Annotated in this window: 16 protein-coding genes; 2 read left to right on the forward strand and 14 right to left on the reverse strand. The window is 47.2% G+C overall.

Annotated features, from left to right (window positions below):
- Window positions 1-17: 17 nt before the first annotated feature.
- The 3 genes from M3661_RS07925 to M3661_RS07935 form a co-directional block, all read right to left on the reverse strand.
- Window positions 18-2,264, reverse strand: a complete 2,247-nt coding sequence (locus M3661_RS07925; protein ID WP_251483467.1) for an MMPL family transporter — start codon at window positions 2,262-2,264, stop codon at window positions 18-20.
- 105 nt (window positions 2,265-2,369) lie between these two features.
- Window positions 2,370-3,464, reverse strand: coding sequence for an HD-GYP domain-containing protein (locus M3661_RS07930; RefSeq protein ID WP_251483470.1), 1,095 nt, complete (start codon window positions 3,462-3,464; stop codon window positions 2,370-2,372).
- 109 nt (window positions 3,465-3,573) lie between these two features.
- On the reverse strand, window positions 3,574-4,398 hold the full coding sequence (locus tag M3661_RS07935) for an undecaprenyl-diphosphate phosphatase (protein WP_065292103.1): 825 nt from the start codon (window positions 4,396-4,398) through the stop codon (window positions 3,574-3,576).
- Between the two features lie 231 nt (window positions 4,399-4,629).
- Here M3661_RS07935 and M3661_RS07940 point away from each other — a divergent pair, with 231 nt between their 5' ends.
- A complete protein-coding gene (locus M3661_RS07940; protein ID WP_065292132.1) occupies window positions 4,630-5,700 on the forward strand; it encodes an HD-GYP domain-containing protein in 1,071 nt (356 codons plus the stop codon).
- A gap of 82 nt (window positions 5,701-5,782) precedes the next feature.
- Here the strand turns inward: M3661_RS07940 and M3661_RS07945 are convergent, their stop codons facing one another.
- From M3661_RS07945 to M3661_RS07980, 8 genes are all read right to left on the reverse strand, one after another.
- On the reverse strand, window positions 5,783-6,616 hold the full coding sequence (locus tag M3661_RS07945) for a polysaccharide deacetylase family protein (RefSeq protein WP_251483473.1): 834 nt from the start codon (window positions 6,614-6,616) through the stop codon (window positions 5,783-5,785).
- 278 nt (window positions 6,617-6,894) lie between these two features.
- Complete coding sequence (sufB, locus tag M3661_RS07950) at window positions 6,895-8,292, reverse strand: Fe-S cluster assembly protein SufB (RefSeq protein ID WP_138187094.1); 1,398 nt, start codon at window positions 8,290-8,292, stop codon at window positions 6,895-6,897.
- Window positions 8,293-8,333: 41 nt separating this feature from the next.
- Window positions 8,334-8,756 carry a Fe-S cluster assembly sulfur transfer protein SufU gene (sufU, locus tag M3661_RS07955; protein ID WP_065292100.1) on the reverse strand — a complete coding sequence of 141 codons (423 nt, stop codon included), beginning with the start codon at window positions 8,754-8,756 and terminating at the stop codon, window positions 8,334-8,336.
- Complete coding sequence (locus tag M3661_RS07960; protein WP_065292099.1) at window positions 8,743-9,969, reverse strand: cysteine desulfurase; 1,227 nt, start codon at window positions 9,967-9,969, stop codon at window positions 8,743-8,745. The genes sufU and M3661_RS07960 overlap by 14 nt, the downstream gene beginning before the upstream one ends.
- Window positions 9,966-11,282 carry a Fe-S cluster assembly protein SufD gene (gene sufD, locus M3661_RS07965; protein ID WP_251483475.1) on the reverse strand — a complete coding sequence of 439 codons (1,317 nt, stop codon included), beginning with the start codon at window positions 11,280-11,282 and terminating at the stop codon, window positions 9,966-9,968. The genes M3661_RS07960 and sufD overlap by 4 nt, the downstream gene beginning before the upstream one ends.
- A gap of 40 nt (window positions 11,283-11,322) precedes the next feature.
- Complete coding sequence (gene sufC / locus M3661_RS07970; protein ID WP_021254151.1) at window positions 11,323-12,105, reverse strand: Fe-S cluster assembly ATPase SufC; 783 nt, start codon at window positions 12,103-12,105, stop codon at window positions 11,323-11,325.
- A gap of 348 nt (window positions 12,106-12,453) precedes the next feature.
- Window positions 12,454-12,897 (reverse strand): Dps family protein, encoded by a 444-nt coding sequence (locus M3661_RS07975; protein WP_021259033.1) that lies wholly within the window; start codon window positions 12,895-12,897, stop codon window positions 12,454-12,456.
- Between the two features lie 343 nt (window positions 12,898-13,240).
- On the reverse strand, window positions 13,241-13,543 hold the full coding sequence (locus tag M3661_RS07980) for a YunC family protein (protein ID WP_251483477.1): 303 nt from the start codon (window positions 13,541-13,543) through the stop codon (window positions 13,241-13,243).
- A 177-nt stretch (window positions 13,544-13,720) separates the two neighbouring features.
- On the opposite strand from M3661_RS07980, the gene M3661_RS07985 reads away from it, so the two are divergent.
- Window positions 13,721-14,347: a hypothetical protein gene (locus tag M3661_RS07985; protein WP_251483479.1), complete on the forward strand. Its 627-nt coding sequence runs from the start codon at window positions 13,721-13,723 to the stop codon at window positions 14,345-14,347.
- Window positions 14,348-14,435: 88 nt separating this feature from the next.
- Here M3661_RS07985 and M3661_RS07990 read toward each other — a convergent pair whose 3' ends face one another.
- The 3 genes from M3661_RS07990 to M3661_RS08000 all read right to left on the reverse strand — a co-directional run bounded on the left by M3661_RS07990 (window position 14,436) and on the right by M3661_RS08000 (window position 17,504).
- Window positions 14,436-16,409 carry a sensor domain-containing protein gene (locus tag M3661_RS07990; RefSeq protein ID WP_251483483.1) on the reverse strand — a complete coding sequence of 658 codons (1,974 nt, stop codon included), beginning with the start codon at window positions 16,407-16,409 and terminating at the stop codon, window positions 14,436-14,438.
- Between the two features lie 39 nt (window positions 16,410-16,448).
- Window positions 16,449-16,817, reverse strand: a complete 369-nt coding sequence (locus tag M3661_RS07995; RefSeq protein WP_251483485.1) for a DUF423 domain-containing protein — start codon at window positions 16,815-16,817, stop codon at window positions 16,449-16,451.
- A gap of 129 nt (window positions 16,818-16,946) precedes the next feature.
- The gene (locus tag M3661_RS08000) at window positions 16,947-17,504 is read right to left on the reverse strand and encodes a nitrous oxide-stimulated promoter family protein (protein ID WP_251483487.1); all 558 of its coding nucleotides are present in this window, start codon (window positions 17,502-17,504) and stop codon (window positions 16,947-16,949) included.
- Window positions 17,505-17,581: the final 77 nt, after the last annotated feature.

The following is a 17,581-nucleotide window of genomic DNA, read 5'->3' on the forward strand; positions in this document are numbered from 1 at the left end:
AATAATTGCTTACTTATTTATAGCATACTTCGCCGTTCCTTGCGTCGAAACATGCTCGGGACCCACCAATTGGCATGCCCCATCAGCTTCATAAATGCGGGAACGAGCAGAACTCGTATGAGTGTAGCATCCAAAAATACAGATACTGCAAGCCCAAGCCCGATAGCCTTCATCATCTCGTTATCGGTGAAAATAAACGCACCAACAACAACAATCAAGATGAAAGCAGCACTTGTAATAATACTGCCTGTCTTCATCAGCCCTTGAGCGGTGCTGTGCTCATTGTCCTTCGTTCGATCATACTCTTCCGCAATCCGTGACAGCAAGAACACCTCATAATCCATAGATATGCCGAACACGACACAAAAAATGATGACAGGAAGCATCGCCACCACCATTCCTGTAGACGTTACATGCAATAGATCAGCTAAATAGCCATGCTGGAAGACAAGGACGACAATGCCAAGACTTGCGCCAAGGCTCAGCATGTTCATGATGACCGCCTTCAGCGGCAGAAGAACCGAGCGGAATGCGACGAAGAGCACGATGTAGGTCACAATAAGAATAAACGCGATCACATACGGAAGCGCAGTCGTGATGCGTTCAATGATATCAAGCTGAACCGCCGGCCCTCCGGTTACATACTTCCTGTTCAATCCCGAACCTGAATCTATCTGACGCAGCTCGTCCACTAACTTGAACGCAGCATCACCCTTCATGTCAGGCCTCAGAATCACTTGGACCACAAGCATCTTGTCACGAAGCGGCATCTTCGCCTCCATCTGTGTGCGCACTTCTGGTCGGGACAATGCCGCTGCCTGCGCTTCAGCTCCTGTAATATTCAACTGAGCTAATGCATCCACATAGCTGTCAACACGCTGTACACCCTCTATAAGTTGAATACGGGATGCCAGCTCCTGAATCGCTTGTATCGTCTCGATAGAAGAATAGGGCTTGTCCGTCTCCACAACGATTTGAATTGGATTCAACGCCTGCTCATCATACGCTTCCCTCATCAATTCTGCACCGTAGCGCGATTCGTACTTCGGCGGCAGCATCTCTGCATCCGGTATCCCAATCTTCATACTGCCTATCGGCCATGCACAAGAAGCCAATGCAGTTGTGAGCAGCAGAACGATCCCTACGGGATGCTTCATCACACCATGTGCAATACGGCTCCATAGTTCACTGCCACTCGTCTTCTCGGCACTTCTCCACCGGGCAGGAATGATAGGGAACTTGTTCACCTTATCGCCGAGTACACTTAATAGTGACAGAAGGAGCGTGTTCCCCGCTATAACTGACATCATGGCGACGATAACTCCACCAATGCACAACGAGCGGAACAAGGATAAATCAATAAACAGCATAGCAATTAAGCCGATCAGCACCGCAACACCAGAAAATAAAATTGACTGGCCCGCGGTCTGCGCCGTCATGGCGACAGCCTGCTCAACAGAAGATTGCTTGGCAAGTTCCTCTCGGAACCTGCTTACAATGAAGAGCGCATAATCAATGCCAACAGCTAGTCCCAACATGGACACCATATTCGGCAAAAAATTGCTTAACGTATCTGTTAGCTGAGCAATTCCATAAATAATCCCGAGCGTAGTTGTCACACTGAACAGCCCGACAATGAGCGGAAGGAATCCCGCAAGCCATGTTCCGAAGACGAACAATAAGACGAGCAGCGCGATTGGAAGTCCGATTAGTTCCGACTTCACAATATCGTTCTTGCTCGCAGTCTGAATATCATAGAAGACCGGTGTCGCACCAGTCACATAGGCCTTCGCGAACGGAATGTCGGATATAAGCTTACGCAGATCGGTATATCGATCCAGCGCTTCATCCGTATCCATATTAAGACGGACATGTGCAGCAACTACATCGCTACGCACTCCCGTTCTATCCTGAGTCCGCAGCTGAACGTCACCGACGGATGAATTCTGCTTCAATTCAGTAAGGGAACGTTCAATCTGCTGTATCGATTCTTTCGTCAATAGCGACCTGCCGTCGCTGCTCTCATAGACAATATCCATCGTCGTAGAAGAGAGACCAAGCCCATCGCGCAGCAGCTCATATCCTACATAAGATTCGCTTCCTGTCGGCGTAAACCCATTATCCTTAAGCATGGAAGGCACTTGTATAGCCAATACCGAAGCCATTGCAAATAGAAGCGTCCATATGATCAATACCCCATGACGCCAACGATACATCCTCGTTCCCCAGTGCCACAACCAACCTGTTCTGGCTGTTTCCCTCACGTGTAGAACCCCCTGCTCACTTGTAGACTGAATAAAGGGAATATGATGATAATAATGAATAATTGCAGAGCTTACTTGCTTCGTTTGTGTGTTGCCTACGCGCTATTAATCAGCTGCGTGATAGCCCACGATCATAACGTGGAGTTTCTTGGATAGATCGATCTCATGAGGGGTCTTCAATGGATTGCCATCAGCGTCGTACAGTACTCTTACAACTGGTCGTTGTGGACACTCAGCATGAATGCGGGCAACAACGCATGTCTCGCCTGTATTCAAATGAATGGACATTCCTATCGGATAGACAGCCATACGGTCTCTGAACAATTCCAGCATACCCTGCTCGTATTGTGTCCCTGATCCGGCATACAAAATTTCAAGTGCTTCATGGGGAAGCATTGCCTTACGGTATACACGATGGGTTGTCATCGCATCATATGAATCCGTTATCCCAATCCACTTCGCATATTCATGAATATCCGGCGACTTAATGCCGCGTGGATAGCCAGAACCGTTCAACCGCTCATGGTGCTGATAAGCACAGTGCGCTGCCAGAAGCGGAATGTTCGGCTCATCCTTCAACATGCGGTACCCTATCACCGCATGCTGCTTCATATGTGCAAATTCAGCATCAGACAACGAACCTGGCTTGTTCAATACTTCGAGATCAATCTGCGTCTTGCCAATGTCATGAAGGAGCGCCCCCATGCTCAATGTCCGCAGTTCATTGCGGGGATATCCGTGATGAAGTCCTAGCAGGGTCGTATATACACACACATTAAGGGAATGTCGGAACAAATAATGATCAGTTGTCTGCATATCATTCAGCATTACCATCGCCTTATGGTTGCCATACAAATCGCCGATGATGGCATCCAATACATCGAAAAACTCGCGATTCAATGTAGAATTCGAGGCAGCACGCTTCCGTGTCATGGATTCATCAATCAATTGCTTGAATTGCTTGCGAATCGTCATATTAGCCAGCCTACGTGTCTCATCGCTCAACACATCCGGCGCATGAATACCTTCTGTCCGATCATCTTCTACATATACGTATGATACTCCCATCGCTTCCAAGCGCTGAATATACGCGGTATTAAGCTCTACTTGCTCCTTGAGCAGCACTAGACCTTCTTCATTATATATTTGTTTTGCTAATCGCATGCCAGCCCGGCACGCTTGTATAGGTACCCATCGCAAGCAGAGTCAACCCCTGAAGTTATGATATTTACATTCACTTAAAATGCATCGAATTAATCATATCAAATTCTCGATAGACTAGCGAGTCACTACCGTACATTCCTTTCTGCTACATCATGAAGTACCAGAACAATGCTGCGAGAACAAAGCGATATATCGCAAAGTGACGTAGCTTAATCCGCTGAATATGCTTGAGGAAGGCAACAACAATCACATAGGCTACAACAAAGGATACTAAGAAACCAAGTACAAAAAAAGCGAAAATATCGAGTGTAAACATCTTATAATTTTGGAGCAGTTCATAGCCGCTCGCCGCACACATAATGGGAATCGCAATGAGAAAGGAAAAATCAGCAGACGCCCGGTAGCTGACACCGCTCAGCATACCACCTGACATGGTAGAGCCTGATCGGGAAAACCCTGGCCACAGCACAGACAATATCTGAAAGAGTCCTATTGAAAAGGCCTGCTTATAATTAATTTCATCGATCGTGTTCGCCGAGGGTTGTCTGCGAGACCCATACCATTCTGCGAACCACATAAATGCACCGCCGACTACAAGCGCCCATAACACCGCTTCCGTGCTGTCAAATAATTGCTTAATATGGTCTTTCGCTACATAGGCCACCGCTAATGCAGGCGCTATTCCAATAATGACATGGAGCAGATTCAGACGAGGACAGATGACATGTCCTTGCTGTACGGTTCGCTTGCGCAAGCCCAGCATCTCCAATATGCGATCCCAATACACAACCGTCATGGCTAAGGTCGCCCCCAGTTGAATGACAATTTCGAATGTCTTGAGCCAGTTGGCCTGCTCCTCAATCCCCATCAGCTTCGTCGTCAATATCATATGACCTGTTGATGAGACAGGTATGAATTCTGTCAGTCCCTCCACGATGCCCAGTACAATTGCAACAATGACATAGAACATGGCTAAACCCCTCATTTCCCCCATACGTAGAAATACTCAGCATGATGATTTGAATGATTGCGAGCATTTCACGTTCGGACAAAGTATCTTGTTCTTTGTATACGAGCAGAGGGAACATTTCAGCACCAATTCTTCACATTTTCCTGGAAAATGTTACTGTTATCTTGTGACTGGCTTTGATATGATAAATGATGCATGTAGTACAAAATGACTAGAAGGGTGAGACATTTGGTGCGGATTCATGTCACGCAAATTCACGAAGGGGACACTCTCACGAAGGATATTTTCAATGATAGAGGACTGTTGGTTCTGTCTGCTGGAACCGTTATGAAGCATAGGGACATCGCCCTGCTTATTCGTCATCACATGGATATGGTAGACATCGAAGCAAGACCACTCACCGATGAAGAGGCTGTATCCCCATCCCAGATCAATGTGCCGCCAAGTTCAAATCATATCGTTCATGAGGAAATGCAGAAAGGCTACATGGAGGCAACTCGAAATGTGGAGAGCATCTTTCAGGATGTTATCCAGCACGGATTTCTGCAGGATGAGCTTGTACAATCGTCCATCACACCGCTTATTCAACAGATGGAGAAGCAGCGTGATGTTGTATCCCTCTTGCTTCTGCTGGACTCGAAGGATAATTATACGTACCAGCATTCCGTACAGGTCGGCATGCTGTCTTACTATTTGGCCAAGTGGATGCATTACGGAGAAGAGGATGCGGAGCGCATATGCAAGGCAGGATTTCTGCATGACATCGGCAAGAGTCGCATTCACAAGTCGATCCTACTCAAGCCTGGACAGCTGACGAGCTCGGAGTTCGAAGAGATGAAGTCGCATACTGTGATCGGCTATGAAATCGTCCGTTCCTCCTATAGCGACAATTGGCTCGCGATGGCGGCCCTCCAGCATCATGAACGCTTAGATGGAAGCGGTTACCCTTATGGTGCTGCTGAGCAGGAGATCCATCCGACAGCACGTATCATCGCAGTTGCTGATGTGTATAGCTCCATGACATCTACACGAATTTATCGGGACAAGCAGGATTTATTTACGGTTCTGAAAGAGCTTGATTCGATGAGCTACAGCGGACTTGATCCCCACATTGTTCATACCTTCATTCGCCATATGCTGCCTAACTTCATCCATAAGCAGGCACGCCTAAGCGACGGGCGAACCGGAACAATCATCATGAATCATCAGACTGAATTTTTCCGGCCGCTCGTGCAAATTGATAATCGTTTCGTTGATTTGACACAATGCCGCGATCTTCATATTGAAGAAGTGTGCATGTAACCTACTGTGTGCCTGATGATGAACACACTTACGGCGTCTTTCGCTGGGTATGAACCCTTCTAGCCTGACTGAACAAATGAACTTAGGAAGTCTTCGCCTTAACCCGATATGCCATTAATTCAGAAACGGTGACAAATGAATAGCCCCGCCGCTTCAATTCGGGCAGTATTTTCTTCAGCGCCTGAATGGTCTGTGTGCTTCCTTCTACTAAGTCGTGCATCAGTACAATGTCACCGTTTCTTGCATGTCCAAGCACCTTATTGACAATTCGATCTACTCCTGGCGAACGCCAATCCTTCGTATCCTGATGCCACGACCATAAAATAACGCGGTACCCCTTCTCCCGTGCAATTTCTACAAGCCGCTCATTATAATACCCGCCAGGTGGCCGGAACAATTGAGGCGGCGTACCTGTTACCTCTTCAATCACTCGATGCGCCTTCATAATTTCCTCTTCAATCTCGGCCTTCGTTACACCTTTGCGAAAATATTTATGATGATACGTATGGTTCGCAATTTCATGTCCCTCACGAACTGTGCGCTTCACTATTTCCTGGTGCGACTTTACTCTCCATCCTACGACGAAGAAGGTAGCCTTGGCATTATACTGCTTTAACAGGTCTAAGATAACCGGAGTGCGAGTTGGATCAGGACCATCGTCAAATGTGAGTGCAATCCGCTTGCCGGCAGACGGCACTTCCCAGACGATATCTCCTCGCCCTTCATAATAGGCACGATCTCTGCGAGCTGGCGCACTCTCATGATGGGTGTCGATTTGTGATGCTACGGACATAGAATGTGCATTGGCTGGTGCAAGCAGACATACTACCATACAGCCTAATAACATCATGATACGGAATCTGTGCTTGCGACGAATGTGCCGCAACTTTCGCTCCTGTTGGATAGGGTCCACCATTTCCAATCCTCCTGTTGCGTAGTGAGATAACATAGATGCGAACCCGCTGCAAGCAAGTTGAACATCAGCATAGGGATTAGTATGCCATATTTGGGGTGTACCATGCGGATACAGCAAAAACGGGAACAGACAATGAGGAATGAAACGCAATAAGGCCGATCAGCACACAAAAAAATACGTGCTCCTGCCTGCTGTACCATGTACAGCAAACAAATGAGCACGTATGTGACTTCAATCTTATGAAGGTTAGGCCGATTTGCAGACTGCAGAAGCAGTCATTAACCGATAGAGCCTTCCATTTCGAATTTGATCAATCTATTCATCTCAACGGCATATTCCATTGGGAGCTCCTTCGTGAACGGCTCGATGAAGCCCATAACGATCATTTGAGTCGCTTCATCCTCAGTCAAGCCGCGGCTCATCAGATAGAAGAGCTGATCCTCGGATACCTTGGATACTGTCGCTTCATGCTCCAATTGGATATTGTCGTTGCGAATCTCGTTGTATGGAATCGTATCGGACGTAGACTCGTTATCCAAGATCAACGTATCACATTTTACGTTTGATTTTGCACCATCAGAATCACGACCGAATGAAGTCAAGCCGCGATACGAAACCTTACCGCCATGCTTCGAGATGGATTTCGAGATGATTGTCGACGTTGTATCTGGAGCCAAGTGAATCATCTTCGCACCCGCATCCTGATGCTGGCCTTTACCTGCTACCGCAATGGACAACACAGAGCCTTTTGCCCCGCGGCCTTTCAAGATGACAGCTGGGTATTTCATAGTCAGCTTGGAGCCGATGTTGCCGTCAACCCACTCCATGTTCGCATTTTCTTCCGCAACGGCACGCTTTGTAACCAGGTTGTAGATGTTTGGCGCCCAGTTTTGGATTGTTGTATAACGAACACGCGCATTTTTCTTCACGATAATCTCAACAACCGCACTGTGAAGGGAATTCGTGCTGTAGATAGGCGCTGTACAGCCTTCAACGTAGTGCACGAAGCTGTCTTCATCAGCGATAATCAGCGTACGCTCGAACTGACCCATGTTCTCGGAGTTGATACGGAAGTAAGCTTGCAACGGAATTTCACACTTCACGCCTTTAGGCACGTAGATGAAGCTTCCGCCCGACCATACTGCACTGTTCAATGCAGCGAACTTGTTGTCCGCTGGAGGAACAACAGATGCGAAGTGCTCACGGAAAATCTCCGGATGCTCACGAAGCGCTGTGTCCGTATCCATAAAGATTACGCCCTGCTCTTCGAGATCCTTCTGCATGCTGTGATAGACAACCTCAGATTCATACTGAGCAGATACACCGGCAAGGAACTTCTGTTCCGCTTCCGGAATACCGAGCTTATCGAATGTTTCTTTAATTTCAGTCGGAACTTCTTCCCATGTCTTTCCTTGCTTCTCAGAAGGACGCACATAGTATTGAATGTCGTTGAAGTCCAGCTCATCCAAATCGCCGCCCCAACGAGGCATTGTCATTTTGTTAAATTGCTCAAGCGACTTCAAGCGGAATTCCAGCATCCAGTCAGGCTCACCCTTAATACGGGAAATCTCGGTAACGATCTCCGGCGTCAGCCCTTTACCGGATTGGAAGACTGCTTGGTGATTATCGCGAAAGCCATACTTGTATTCTTCCATTTCAGGCATTTTCTTCGCCATTGTTGTTGTACCTCCTTCGTGCGAACCTCGCACTTTATCGCCTATTCAGGCTTCTCGATCCCTTTGCGCAGCGCGTTCCAAGCCAATGTCGCACACTTGATGCGAGCCGGGAATTTGTTCACGCCGGACAGAGCCTCGATATCTTCATATTCATCAAACGCAGCGTCCTCGCCTTTTACCAGGGCAGAGAATCGCTCAGCCAATTCATGTGCCTGCTCCAACGTCTTACCTTTAACCGCTTCTGTCATCATTGACGCACTAGACATGCTAATCGAGCAGCCTTCGCCTGTGAATCTGGCATCCTCAACAATGCCATCGTTCAGCTTAAGCTGCAGTGATATGCGATCTCCACAAGTCGGGTTGTTCAAGTCAACCGTAACCGTGTCATCCTCGAACGTGCCGCGATTGCGCGGCTTCTTGTAGTGATCCATGATGACTCGGCGATACAGATCATCCAATTGCATCGCTGAAATACTCCTTCGTTTCCCGCAAGGCTTCCGCCAACCGGTCAATGTCTGCTTCCGTGTTGTACAAGTAGAAACTTGCGCGCGCCGTTGCACTTACCTTAAGCCAACGCATAAGTGGTTGGCAGCAGTGATGTCCGGCACGTACCGCAATCCCCTTCGCATCCAGAACAGTAGCTACATCATGAGGATGGACATCATCCAAATTGAATGTAACGAGCCCGATCCGTTCGCTGCGAGGACCGTAGATCGAGATTCCCTCAATCTCAGACAAGCGCTCGACTGCATAGGCACCCAGCTGCATTTCATGCTTATGAATATTGTCCAGCCCTACTTCGTTCAGGAAATCAATCGCAGCGCCAAGTCCAACAGCACCCGCAATGATCGGTGTTCCTGCTTCGAATCGTGCAGGTACATCCTTCCATGTCGAATCATACAACTCGACGAAGTCGATCATTTCACCGCCGAATTCGATTGGTTCCATCTTCTCGAGCAGCGCCATCTTCCCATATAATGCCCCGATTCCGGTCGGCCCGCACATTTTATGCCCTGACAATGAGTAGAAGTCGCAATCCAGATCCTGAACATCAATCCGCATATGCGGTGTGCTCTGTGCGCCGTCAACTACGATTACAGCACCGTGACGATGTGCAATCTCCGCGATCTGCTTCACTGGATTCACGATTCCGAGGACATTGGATGCATAAGCAATCGATACAATTTTCGTCCGATCTGTAATCGTCTGCTCCACATCAGACAGCAGGAGTGTACCATCTTCCTGCATCGGGATAAATTTCAAAGTAGCCCCTGTCGCCTTCGCGACCTGCTGCCACGGAATGAAATTGCTGTGGTGTTCCATTTGCGTAATTACGATTTCATCGCCTTCACCGCATACGCTGCGTCCATAGGACGATGCAACGAGATTAAGCGCAGATGTCGTCCCGCGTGTGAACACAATCTCTTCCGTGCGTGCCGCATTAATGAACCGGGCAACTTTCTCCCGCGCACCTTCGTAAGCGTCTGTCGCCCGGGAACCGAGCGTATGGACGCCGCGATGTACGTTCGAGTTGTCCTTCTCATAATACGCTTGTATCGCATCAATTACGGACCTCGGCTTCTGTGAAGTTGCCGCACTGTCTAAATACACCAACGGATGACCATTAATTTCCTGATTTAGTATCGGAAATTGCTCACGAAGCTCGCGTCCAATCATTGTCCCAGCTTCCTTTCAATGTAACGCTTCAGCAATTGCTGCAGATGCTCGCTTGGCAGCTCAGCTACAACTGGCGCCAAGAAGCCGCGGATAATCAGGTTCTCCGCCTCTTCACGAGCAATACCGCGCGACATCATGTAATGTACTTGCTCCTGGTTCACTTGACCAGCAGAAGCAGCATGACCCGCTGTTACATCGTCCTCATCGATAAGCAAGATTGGGTTGGCGTCACCACGAGCTTTCGGGCTCAACATGAGCACGCGCTCGGTTTGCTCACCGTTCGCTTTTGTTGCTCCCTTCTCGATCTTCGTAATCCCGTTAATGATCGAAGAAGCAGATTCGCGCATAACCGCGCGCGTAATCATTTGGCTGTCAGAGCTTTTTCCGATGTGTACGGCTTTCGTCGTAATGTTCAGCTTTTGCTCGCCATTTCCTACGCATATTACTTTTGTATCGGAAGTAGAACCGTTCCCTTTCAGGATTGAGTTCGTTTCAGACGCAGCGTTACCGTTGTGCATTTCACCAACAATCCACTCAATGCGGCCGTCATTTTCAACAATTGCACGACGAATCGTGATATCCGTAGCCTTCTCATCCAAATGATGGACAGATGCATAAGTTACCTTCGCACCGGATTTAACAAATACTTCAACTACACCATTATGAACATAAGCATCAGAAGAAGATCCGGATACGTAGTTGTCTACGTAGTTCAAGCGACTGTTCACATCCGCCACGATCAACACATGCGGTGCAAATGTAGCCTTTGCATTGTCTGTATAGAATACAGCCTGAAGCGGAATATCCACTTCTACATTTTTAGGCACGTACAAGAATACGCCGCCATTCCATACTGCAGCATGTACAGCTGCCAATTGATGCTCATCAGCCTTCAGAGCTTGCATCAAATGAGGCTTCACCAAGTCTTCGTGCTCACGAACAGCCGTCTCCAAGTCTGTGAAGATAACACCCTTCGCTGCCAATTCAGCTTGCAGCTGACGATAAATAACACTGGAATTGTGCTGAACCAGCACGTTGTCAACCTGCTCGGAAGACTCATCCCCTGTCAAAATATTGCGAGCTTCTGCTGGAATAGTAGCAAATGTAGATGCCAATTGACCATCTACATGTTCGCCATATGCACTAAGATCCCAACGTTCAATTTTTGTTTTCTCAAATATCGGATAATCCAGTCCTGCTGCTTGATCCAACGCCTGCAAGCGCAATTCAGCAAGCCATGCCGGCTCACTCTTGCGGCTCGAAAGCGCTGCGACCGCTTCACGGCTCACTGGCAATGTCGTATTCGTGCTCATCGGTCTATCGCTCCTCCTGTCAATCGTTTGCTAGAATGAATTACTCGTCTTGTCCAACTGTTTCGTCTGTAATGCCGAGTTCTTCCTTCACCCAGTCGTAGCCTTCTGCCTCAAGGCGCTCAGCCAGCTCAGGTCCGCCGGATTTCACGATGCGGCCTTGCATCATAACGTGTACGAAGTCAGGCTTCACATAGTTCAGCAAACGTTGATAGTGCGTAATAACCAAGAATCCACGTTCTTCGCTACGCATCGCATTTACACCATTTGCAACGATCTTCAAGGCGTCGATATCCAAACCGGAGTCGATTTCATCCAATACTACGATTTTCGGATCGAGCATCATCATTTGCAAAATTTCGTTACGCTTCTTCTCCCCGCCGGAGAAGCCTTCGTTCAAGTAACGATGAGCGAACTCTTCGTTCATCTCAAGCTCTTTCATTTTGCCTTCCATTTGGCGAATGAACTTAATCAAGGAGATTTCGTTGCCTTCGCCGCGGCGTGCATTGATGGCACTGCGCAAGAAGTCGGAGTTCGTTACACCTGCGATCTCGCTTGGATATTGCATAGCAAGGAATAGGCCGGCGCGAGCGCGCTCGTCAACTTCCATCTCAAGCAAATCTTCACCGTTCAATGTAGCAGAACCTTCTGTTACTTCATATTTAGGATGGCCCATCAAAGCAGAAGCAAGTGTACTTTTACCAGTTCCGTTAGGACCCATGATAGCATGTACCTCGCCGCCCTTCATTTCAAGGTTGATTCCTTTCAGAATCTCTTTACCTTCAATGGTCGCCTTCAAACCATTAATGACGAATTGAGTTGACATTGTGTTGTAACCTCCAGATTGATGGATTTGTAGAAAAGATGTATACTGAAAGAACAAGTAATCTTTATCCACGCTATAAGATTTATCACATTATAATCATTATAAAATGATTATCATTGATTCTCAATATAATTTTAAAACAATCATTTGTATAAATCAACCAGCGCCCTGTCCTCTCTCTTTATACCTCTTGCATAACAGCCCCCTATTTCTATAGAAAAGCGCCCTATTAGCTAGAGCATCATCGTTTTATCAATTTTTATATATAATTTCAGTAAAAAGCGCACCCTTTTCAGGATGCGCTTATATGATTTTCATTTACGTATCGAAATTTGTATCCGCCATTCCTTACGCAAGGAATGCATTCAACATCCATACATGCTTCTCTAGGTCAGATTGAATGCCGATGAACAAGTCATTTGTAGGCTCGTCCCCAGCAGCTTGCGCTGCTTCTTGTGCTTCGCCGCATTCTGCAATCAATTGATTGAAGTCTTTAACAAGCTGCTTCACCATTTCTTCTGCTGTTTCGCTGCCTGTCGCTTCTTGCAATGTTGTATGCTCCAAATACTGCTTCACAGTAGCATATGGTCTGCCCCCAATTGTGAGCAAGCGTTCCGCAACATCATCCATTTTCGCTGTGATTTCATTATAGAACTCTTCGAACTTCTCATGCAGCGTGAAGAACAGAGGACCTTTTACATACCAATGGTAGTTATGAAGTTTCACATACAATACGTTCAAGTTCGCTACTTGCTGATTCAACAGAGATTGAAGTTTTTCGTTATTTGCCATGATCAAAACGCCTCCTAATTGATATCAATTTCTTATTAATAATAATTCTAAATTAATATTAACTATTTTTCAAGTCTTTCTTGTACAAATGTTGATTGCCAATCTTTTCTACCCTATTTCTCATCGATTCCTTGCAACTTTATTCTGCTGGCCTACTATATATATGTACCCGTGTCCACGTGAAATGAATCATCGCAACACGGCGTCCCATAAGGACTAGAGGTCATAAGTGTAACGCAAGCTGCTTCAAATCAGCTATGACGCTTGATACATAAAACATCGGAATACTTCAATATTATGCGTCCCCTGCGCATTGATCATACAGCTGAATTTTAGAAGTGCCTTAGAACATGAGGTTCAAAGCATCGCTGCCCTTCATGCCAACTGTAATACCGAGACGCTCAGCTTCGTTAGTGATGGATTCAAGCGGAGCTTCAAGCAACTGCTCCAGTGTCCGTACCCCGACTGCGCGTCCTGCGATGATCCCTCGATCATGCAGCTTCGTATTGAGCAGCCCTACATCAAGCGCACCGCACATAATATAGCCTTTATCGGTTGAGATCGACAGAAGTGTCGTTTTGGGCAGCAGCACTTCAACGCCTAGCACGGTTCTCTCACCTATTTCCATGGGTATTAACCGTATCACTTTGAATGCCTCCTTCTGACTTACAGGATGGTATCATCTTATGCAATCGCCGTCTTTTTGGCGCGTATGTGCCCGCAAAACGATATTTAGTTCTAAAGAACTATATTTGTCGGAATTTATACCGTATTATAATGTATTTATCTAGGCAAAATGTCCAGGTTGGAGGAATTACTGACAATGCTTTATCCTACTTCATCTCAACAATCCGTCTTCAAGTTCAATGTTGACATCCTTGTACAAGGCGAATCCAACGTGGCTGCGCTAGAAGCTTTGCTGCAATTGCTGCATCAACACCCCGACGTACTGGACGCACGCGTTCAATCCGGTAATGAGCTCGGTTCCTTGTTGGAGCTTGCCGAAGCCATGCAGCATCGCAATATCAAGCAGTCACCGTTTGGCAAGCTGGCAGTTCGCGCAGCCCATTCAAGCTCCGCAGCTGCTGATCATCGTGTGGATAATTCCTCACCGAGAACAAATAACAAGCGGGGTGCGGCCGCACAATCACCAGAATCAATGGCAACTATGAACAAGCCAGCACGCACCGCAGCTGCCGAATATACGAAGCCGAGCCAACAGCAATCCAATGATGCCAGGCTTCAAGATGTCGAGAATCAGCTCCGAAGCTACATCGAACAGAATCGTTTATTACGTTTGCGCATTAACAAAGGAAAAGGCATCACATTGAATCTCCCCTGCCGTATCCTCAATTATGACGCCTCAAATCAGCTGCTGAACGTATACCATGTTGATGAGAAGCAAGTGTACGCATTCAACCTGAATGAGATCGAAGATATGCAGCCCTAAACTCAATAACACATGAACAAACAACAACAGCCGCAATGAAGTCAGATCAGTCGACTCCTATTGCGGCTGTTGCATATCTGTTATTCACTTATGTACGAAGCATTTCATCGCTTCCTGATTGCAGCGAATATCTGCGGAACAGAGATTCGAACCCACTGCGTGGCAGCGGAGGGCTGAAGTAATAGCCCTGTATATTGTCACATTGATTATTTTGCAAGAAGACAAGCTGTTCCTTCGTCTCTACACCTTCTGCAATAACTTGCATATTCATATTGTGCCCGAGTGCAATAATTGCCGATACGATGGCAGCATCATTCGGATCTTGCTGCAAATCACGCACAAAGGAGCGATCAATCTTGAGGCGGTGTATCGGAAAGTTCTTCAAATAATGCAGTGAGCTGTAACCCGTTCCGAAATCATCAATACTAATCGCTACGCCCATATCTTTCAACTTGCGCAAGGTCTGTGACGCACGCGATACTTCCATCGTCATGCTCTCCGTAATTTCCAGGTCAAGGTATTGCGGTTCCAGCCCTGTTCGCTGCAGTACCTCTTGTACCGTCTCTGTCAAATTGTTCATTTCGAACTGCCTTACTGACAAATTAACGGATACCGGTATACGTTCAAGGCCTTCATCTTGCCACTGCTTATTCTGTCTGCAGGCTTCTTCCATAATCCATGTCCCGAGGGCTACAATGAAGCCATTCTCTTCAGCCAAGGAGATAAATTCTCCTGGCGGAATGAGGCCTCGTTCCGGATGGTTCCAGCGCACAAGTGCCTCCATCCCGACAATTCGGTAGGTCGACATATCTACCTGCGGCTGGTAATAGAGCTCGAATTCCCCTCTTGTCAGCGCCTTGCGCATATCATGCTCCAGTGTAATACGCTCAAGCGGACGATCATTCATCTCTGGAACGAAGAATAGATATCCGTTCTTCCCCAGTTCCTTCACTCGAGACAAGGCGTAGTCCGCCTGCTGAACGGCCAGACCTGCATCATGAATGCGCATATCTTCATGAATAAGCTTCACGCCTATGCTCATCGTCACATGAACGGGGATATCGTTCAATTCGAACGGCTCCTCGAACACCGACAACAGTTGGCGTACACGCTCCGTCACTTCCTCCTCTGATCCTGCGTTCGTCATGAAGCAGATAAATTCATCCCCCTCCATGCGAGCAATGACATCATTCTCAGTCATCGAGCGTAGCAGCCGGTCGGCAATCTGCATGAGAAGCATATCGCCGAAATCAGTACCAAATGTATCGTTAATGCGCTTAAACCGATCAAGATCCATGTACAGCACCGCAATAGAAAACGAGGCATGAGCAGCCATCTCTAGCGCTTCTTCCAGCCGTTGCATGAACATTCGACGATTCGGCAAGCCGGTCATATCATCATAATAGGCCATGTAGCGAATTCGTTCTTCCATATATCGATTTGGACTCGCGTCTCGAAGACTCACTGAAAAAATGGCTTCCTCTTCTGGGCAATGAGCCAATCCCGGAAGCTGCGTCATTCGAATGAGCCAGTCTTGCGGGAAGCCATCCTTCGAGCATCCGACCAATTCCAGCTCGATCTCGCCCCCGCTTGTTACTTGATCCATGGCCTGAATCAGCTTCGAGCAAGCTTGTTCCTCCATCCATTGACCGATAGTGATGAGCGAGCCATCGAACCCGGTTACCTCTTGGAACGCTGGGTTCATGCCGACAACCTTGCCATCTTGACGGACAAACAGCATAGGAACAGGCAGGTGATCGTAATAAGACTTCCATGTTGGCTGAACAGAGACAGCTGGCGGCTCAATCATGCTAATCGGATTATGTGCTACTCCAAACCGTTCATAGTGTGAGGATCTAATCTTAGCAGCTGCAGCATATCCAAGCATCGCTGTAAGCAGAATCAGCATCCACAATCGCGCCAATCCCTCCAACTGCAGCACAGCCCACCCTGTACATACGATTGCCGTAATTAAAGAGACAGCCATTACATATAAAGCATATCGAATTGAGCGATCCCGCTTCTGCAATTGCCGTTCATTCTGTACCTTACGGTCACTCACTAAGTATCTTCCTTCCAGCGTTGGAGTCAGTACGAACACTCATCGACGAGCAGCAAGAGCAAGCATCAACCAACCAACGATGAATGCCACTCCTCCAAACGGTGTAATCGCTCCTAACATTTTAATTCCTGTGAAGCACAGCAGATACAAGCTTCCAGAGAACACAATAATACCGATCCATATCAATCGAGCTGACCATGCGACCTTCTTCTGATCCGCCAGTTTATCCGCCAATAACGCAATAAGAAGCAATCCAAGCGCGTGCGCCATATGGTATTGAACAGCTGTTTCAAAAGTAGCCATCCGCTCAGGTGTCAACAACCCCTTCATGACATGCGCTCCGAATGCACCGAGAGCGACGGATAACAGCATATTTATACTTCCTAAAATTGTATAGCGTCGCAACATGATGTTCGCCCCTTCAAGCCACATTTCGGCAATTTTTAACTATATTCGATACGATTATATATTATCTGAATTATTTCTGTTTTTCCACTAACAAATATGATCGTATAGGGCAATACTGAGGTAGGGGATTTATTTACCACCTTCAGGGGCGCGAAGGTTATCCCATACATGGCGGAGTGCGACAATCGGATGCTTAACCAGCATTTTAGGGCCTACTTCCCGCATAACGAATTTGATCGCATCACGCTTGTCTTGCTTATAGCAATGAACCGCACACCGTTCACATGTCGTCTTGCGCTCTCCGAAGCGGCAATAGGTAAGACGCTTCCAAGCATAGGCAAGCAATTCAGCGCAGCTAGGGCATAATCCGTATTGCTCTGAACGGTTCTCGGAATGTGGATTCAGCTCCAGTGAATGATGATGATGACAATATATGCGGAGCATGAGCAGAACAGTCCGTTTTTCTCGTGTGATTCTTGGCCCTTCCTGCTTATGGTTCTCTTTACGGCGCGAGGGTGATGGCAGCATTTCACCTTGCCCTTGTTTTATTTCCATCTCAATCGACCTCATCATTAGGTTTTTACATCTAACTAATGATGTAATCATATCGAGAAGCAGGAATGCCGGATATGACTTTGATAACAGAACATCCAGCACAGTACCCACATCCACAAGATAACGATCCATGTAAATGAATCGCTCCCATTGGGACAAAAATAAGTGCACACCACCCCTCAGAGTCATACATCATATATATCGGTTAT

The organism is Paenibacillus sp. MER 180 (genome assembly GCF_023713665.1).
Classification (GTDB): Bacteria; Bacillota; Bacilli; order Paenibacillales; family Paenibacillaceae; genus Paenibacillus_B; species Paenibacillus_B suaedae.

Coding starts and splice junctions, on each gene's coding strand:
- M3661_RS07935 (WP_065292103.1), bottom strand. CDS start 4,398: ATGTTCTATGTCATTGTTGCAATTGTACTGGGCATCGTGGAGGGACTG.
- M3661_RS07945 (WP_251483473.1), bottom strand. CDS start 6,616: ATGGTGGACCCTATCCAACAGGAGCGAAAGTTGCGGCACATTCGTCGC.
- sufB (WP_138187094.1), bottom strand. CDS start 8,292: ATGGCGAAGAAAATGCCTGAAATGGAAGAATACAAGTATGGCTTTCGC.
- sufU (WP_065292100.1), bottom strand. CDS start 8,756: ATGCAATTGGATGATCTGTATCGCCGAGTCATCATGGATCACTACAAG.
- M3661_RS07960 (WP_065292099.1), bottom strand. CDS start 9,969: ATGATTGGACGCGAGCTTCGTGAGCAATTTCCGATACTAAATCAGGAA.
- sufD (WP_251483475.1), bottom strand. CDS start 11,282: ATGAGCACGAATACGACATTGCCAGTGAGCCGTGAAGCGGTCGCAGCG.
- sufC (WP_021254151.1), bottom strand. CDS start 12,105: ATGTCAACTCAATTCGTCATTAATGGTTTGAAGGCGACCATTGAAGGT.
- M3661_RS07975 (WP_021259033.1), bottom strand. CDS start 12,897: ATGGCAAATAACGAAAAACTTCAATCTCTGTTGAATCAGCAAGTAGCG.
- M3661_RS07985 (WP_251483479.1), top strand. CDS start 13,721: ATGCTTTATCCTACTTCATCTCAACAATCCGTCTTCAAGTTCAATGTT.
- M3661_RS07995 (WP_251483485.1), bottom strand. CDS start 16,817: ATGTTGCGACGCTATACAATTTTAGGAAGTATAAATATGCTGTTATCC.
- M3661_RS08000 (WP_251483487.1), bottom strand. CDS start 17,504: ATGGATCGTTATCTTGTGGATGTGGGTACTGTGCTGGATGTTCTGTTA.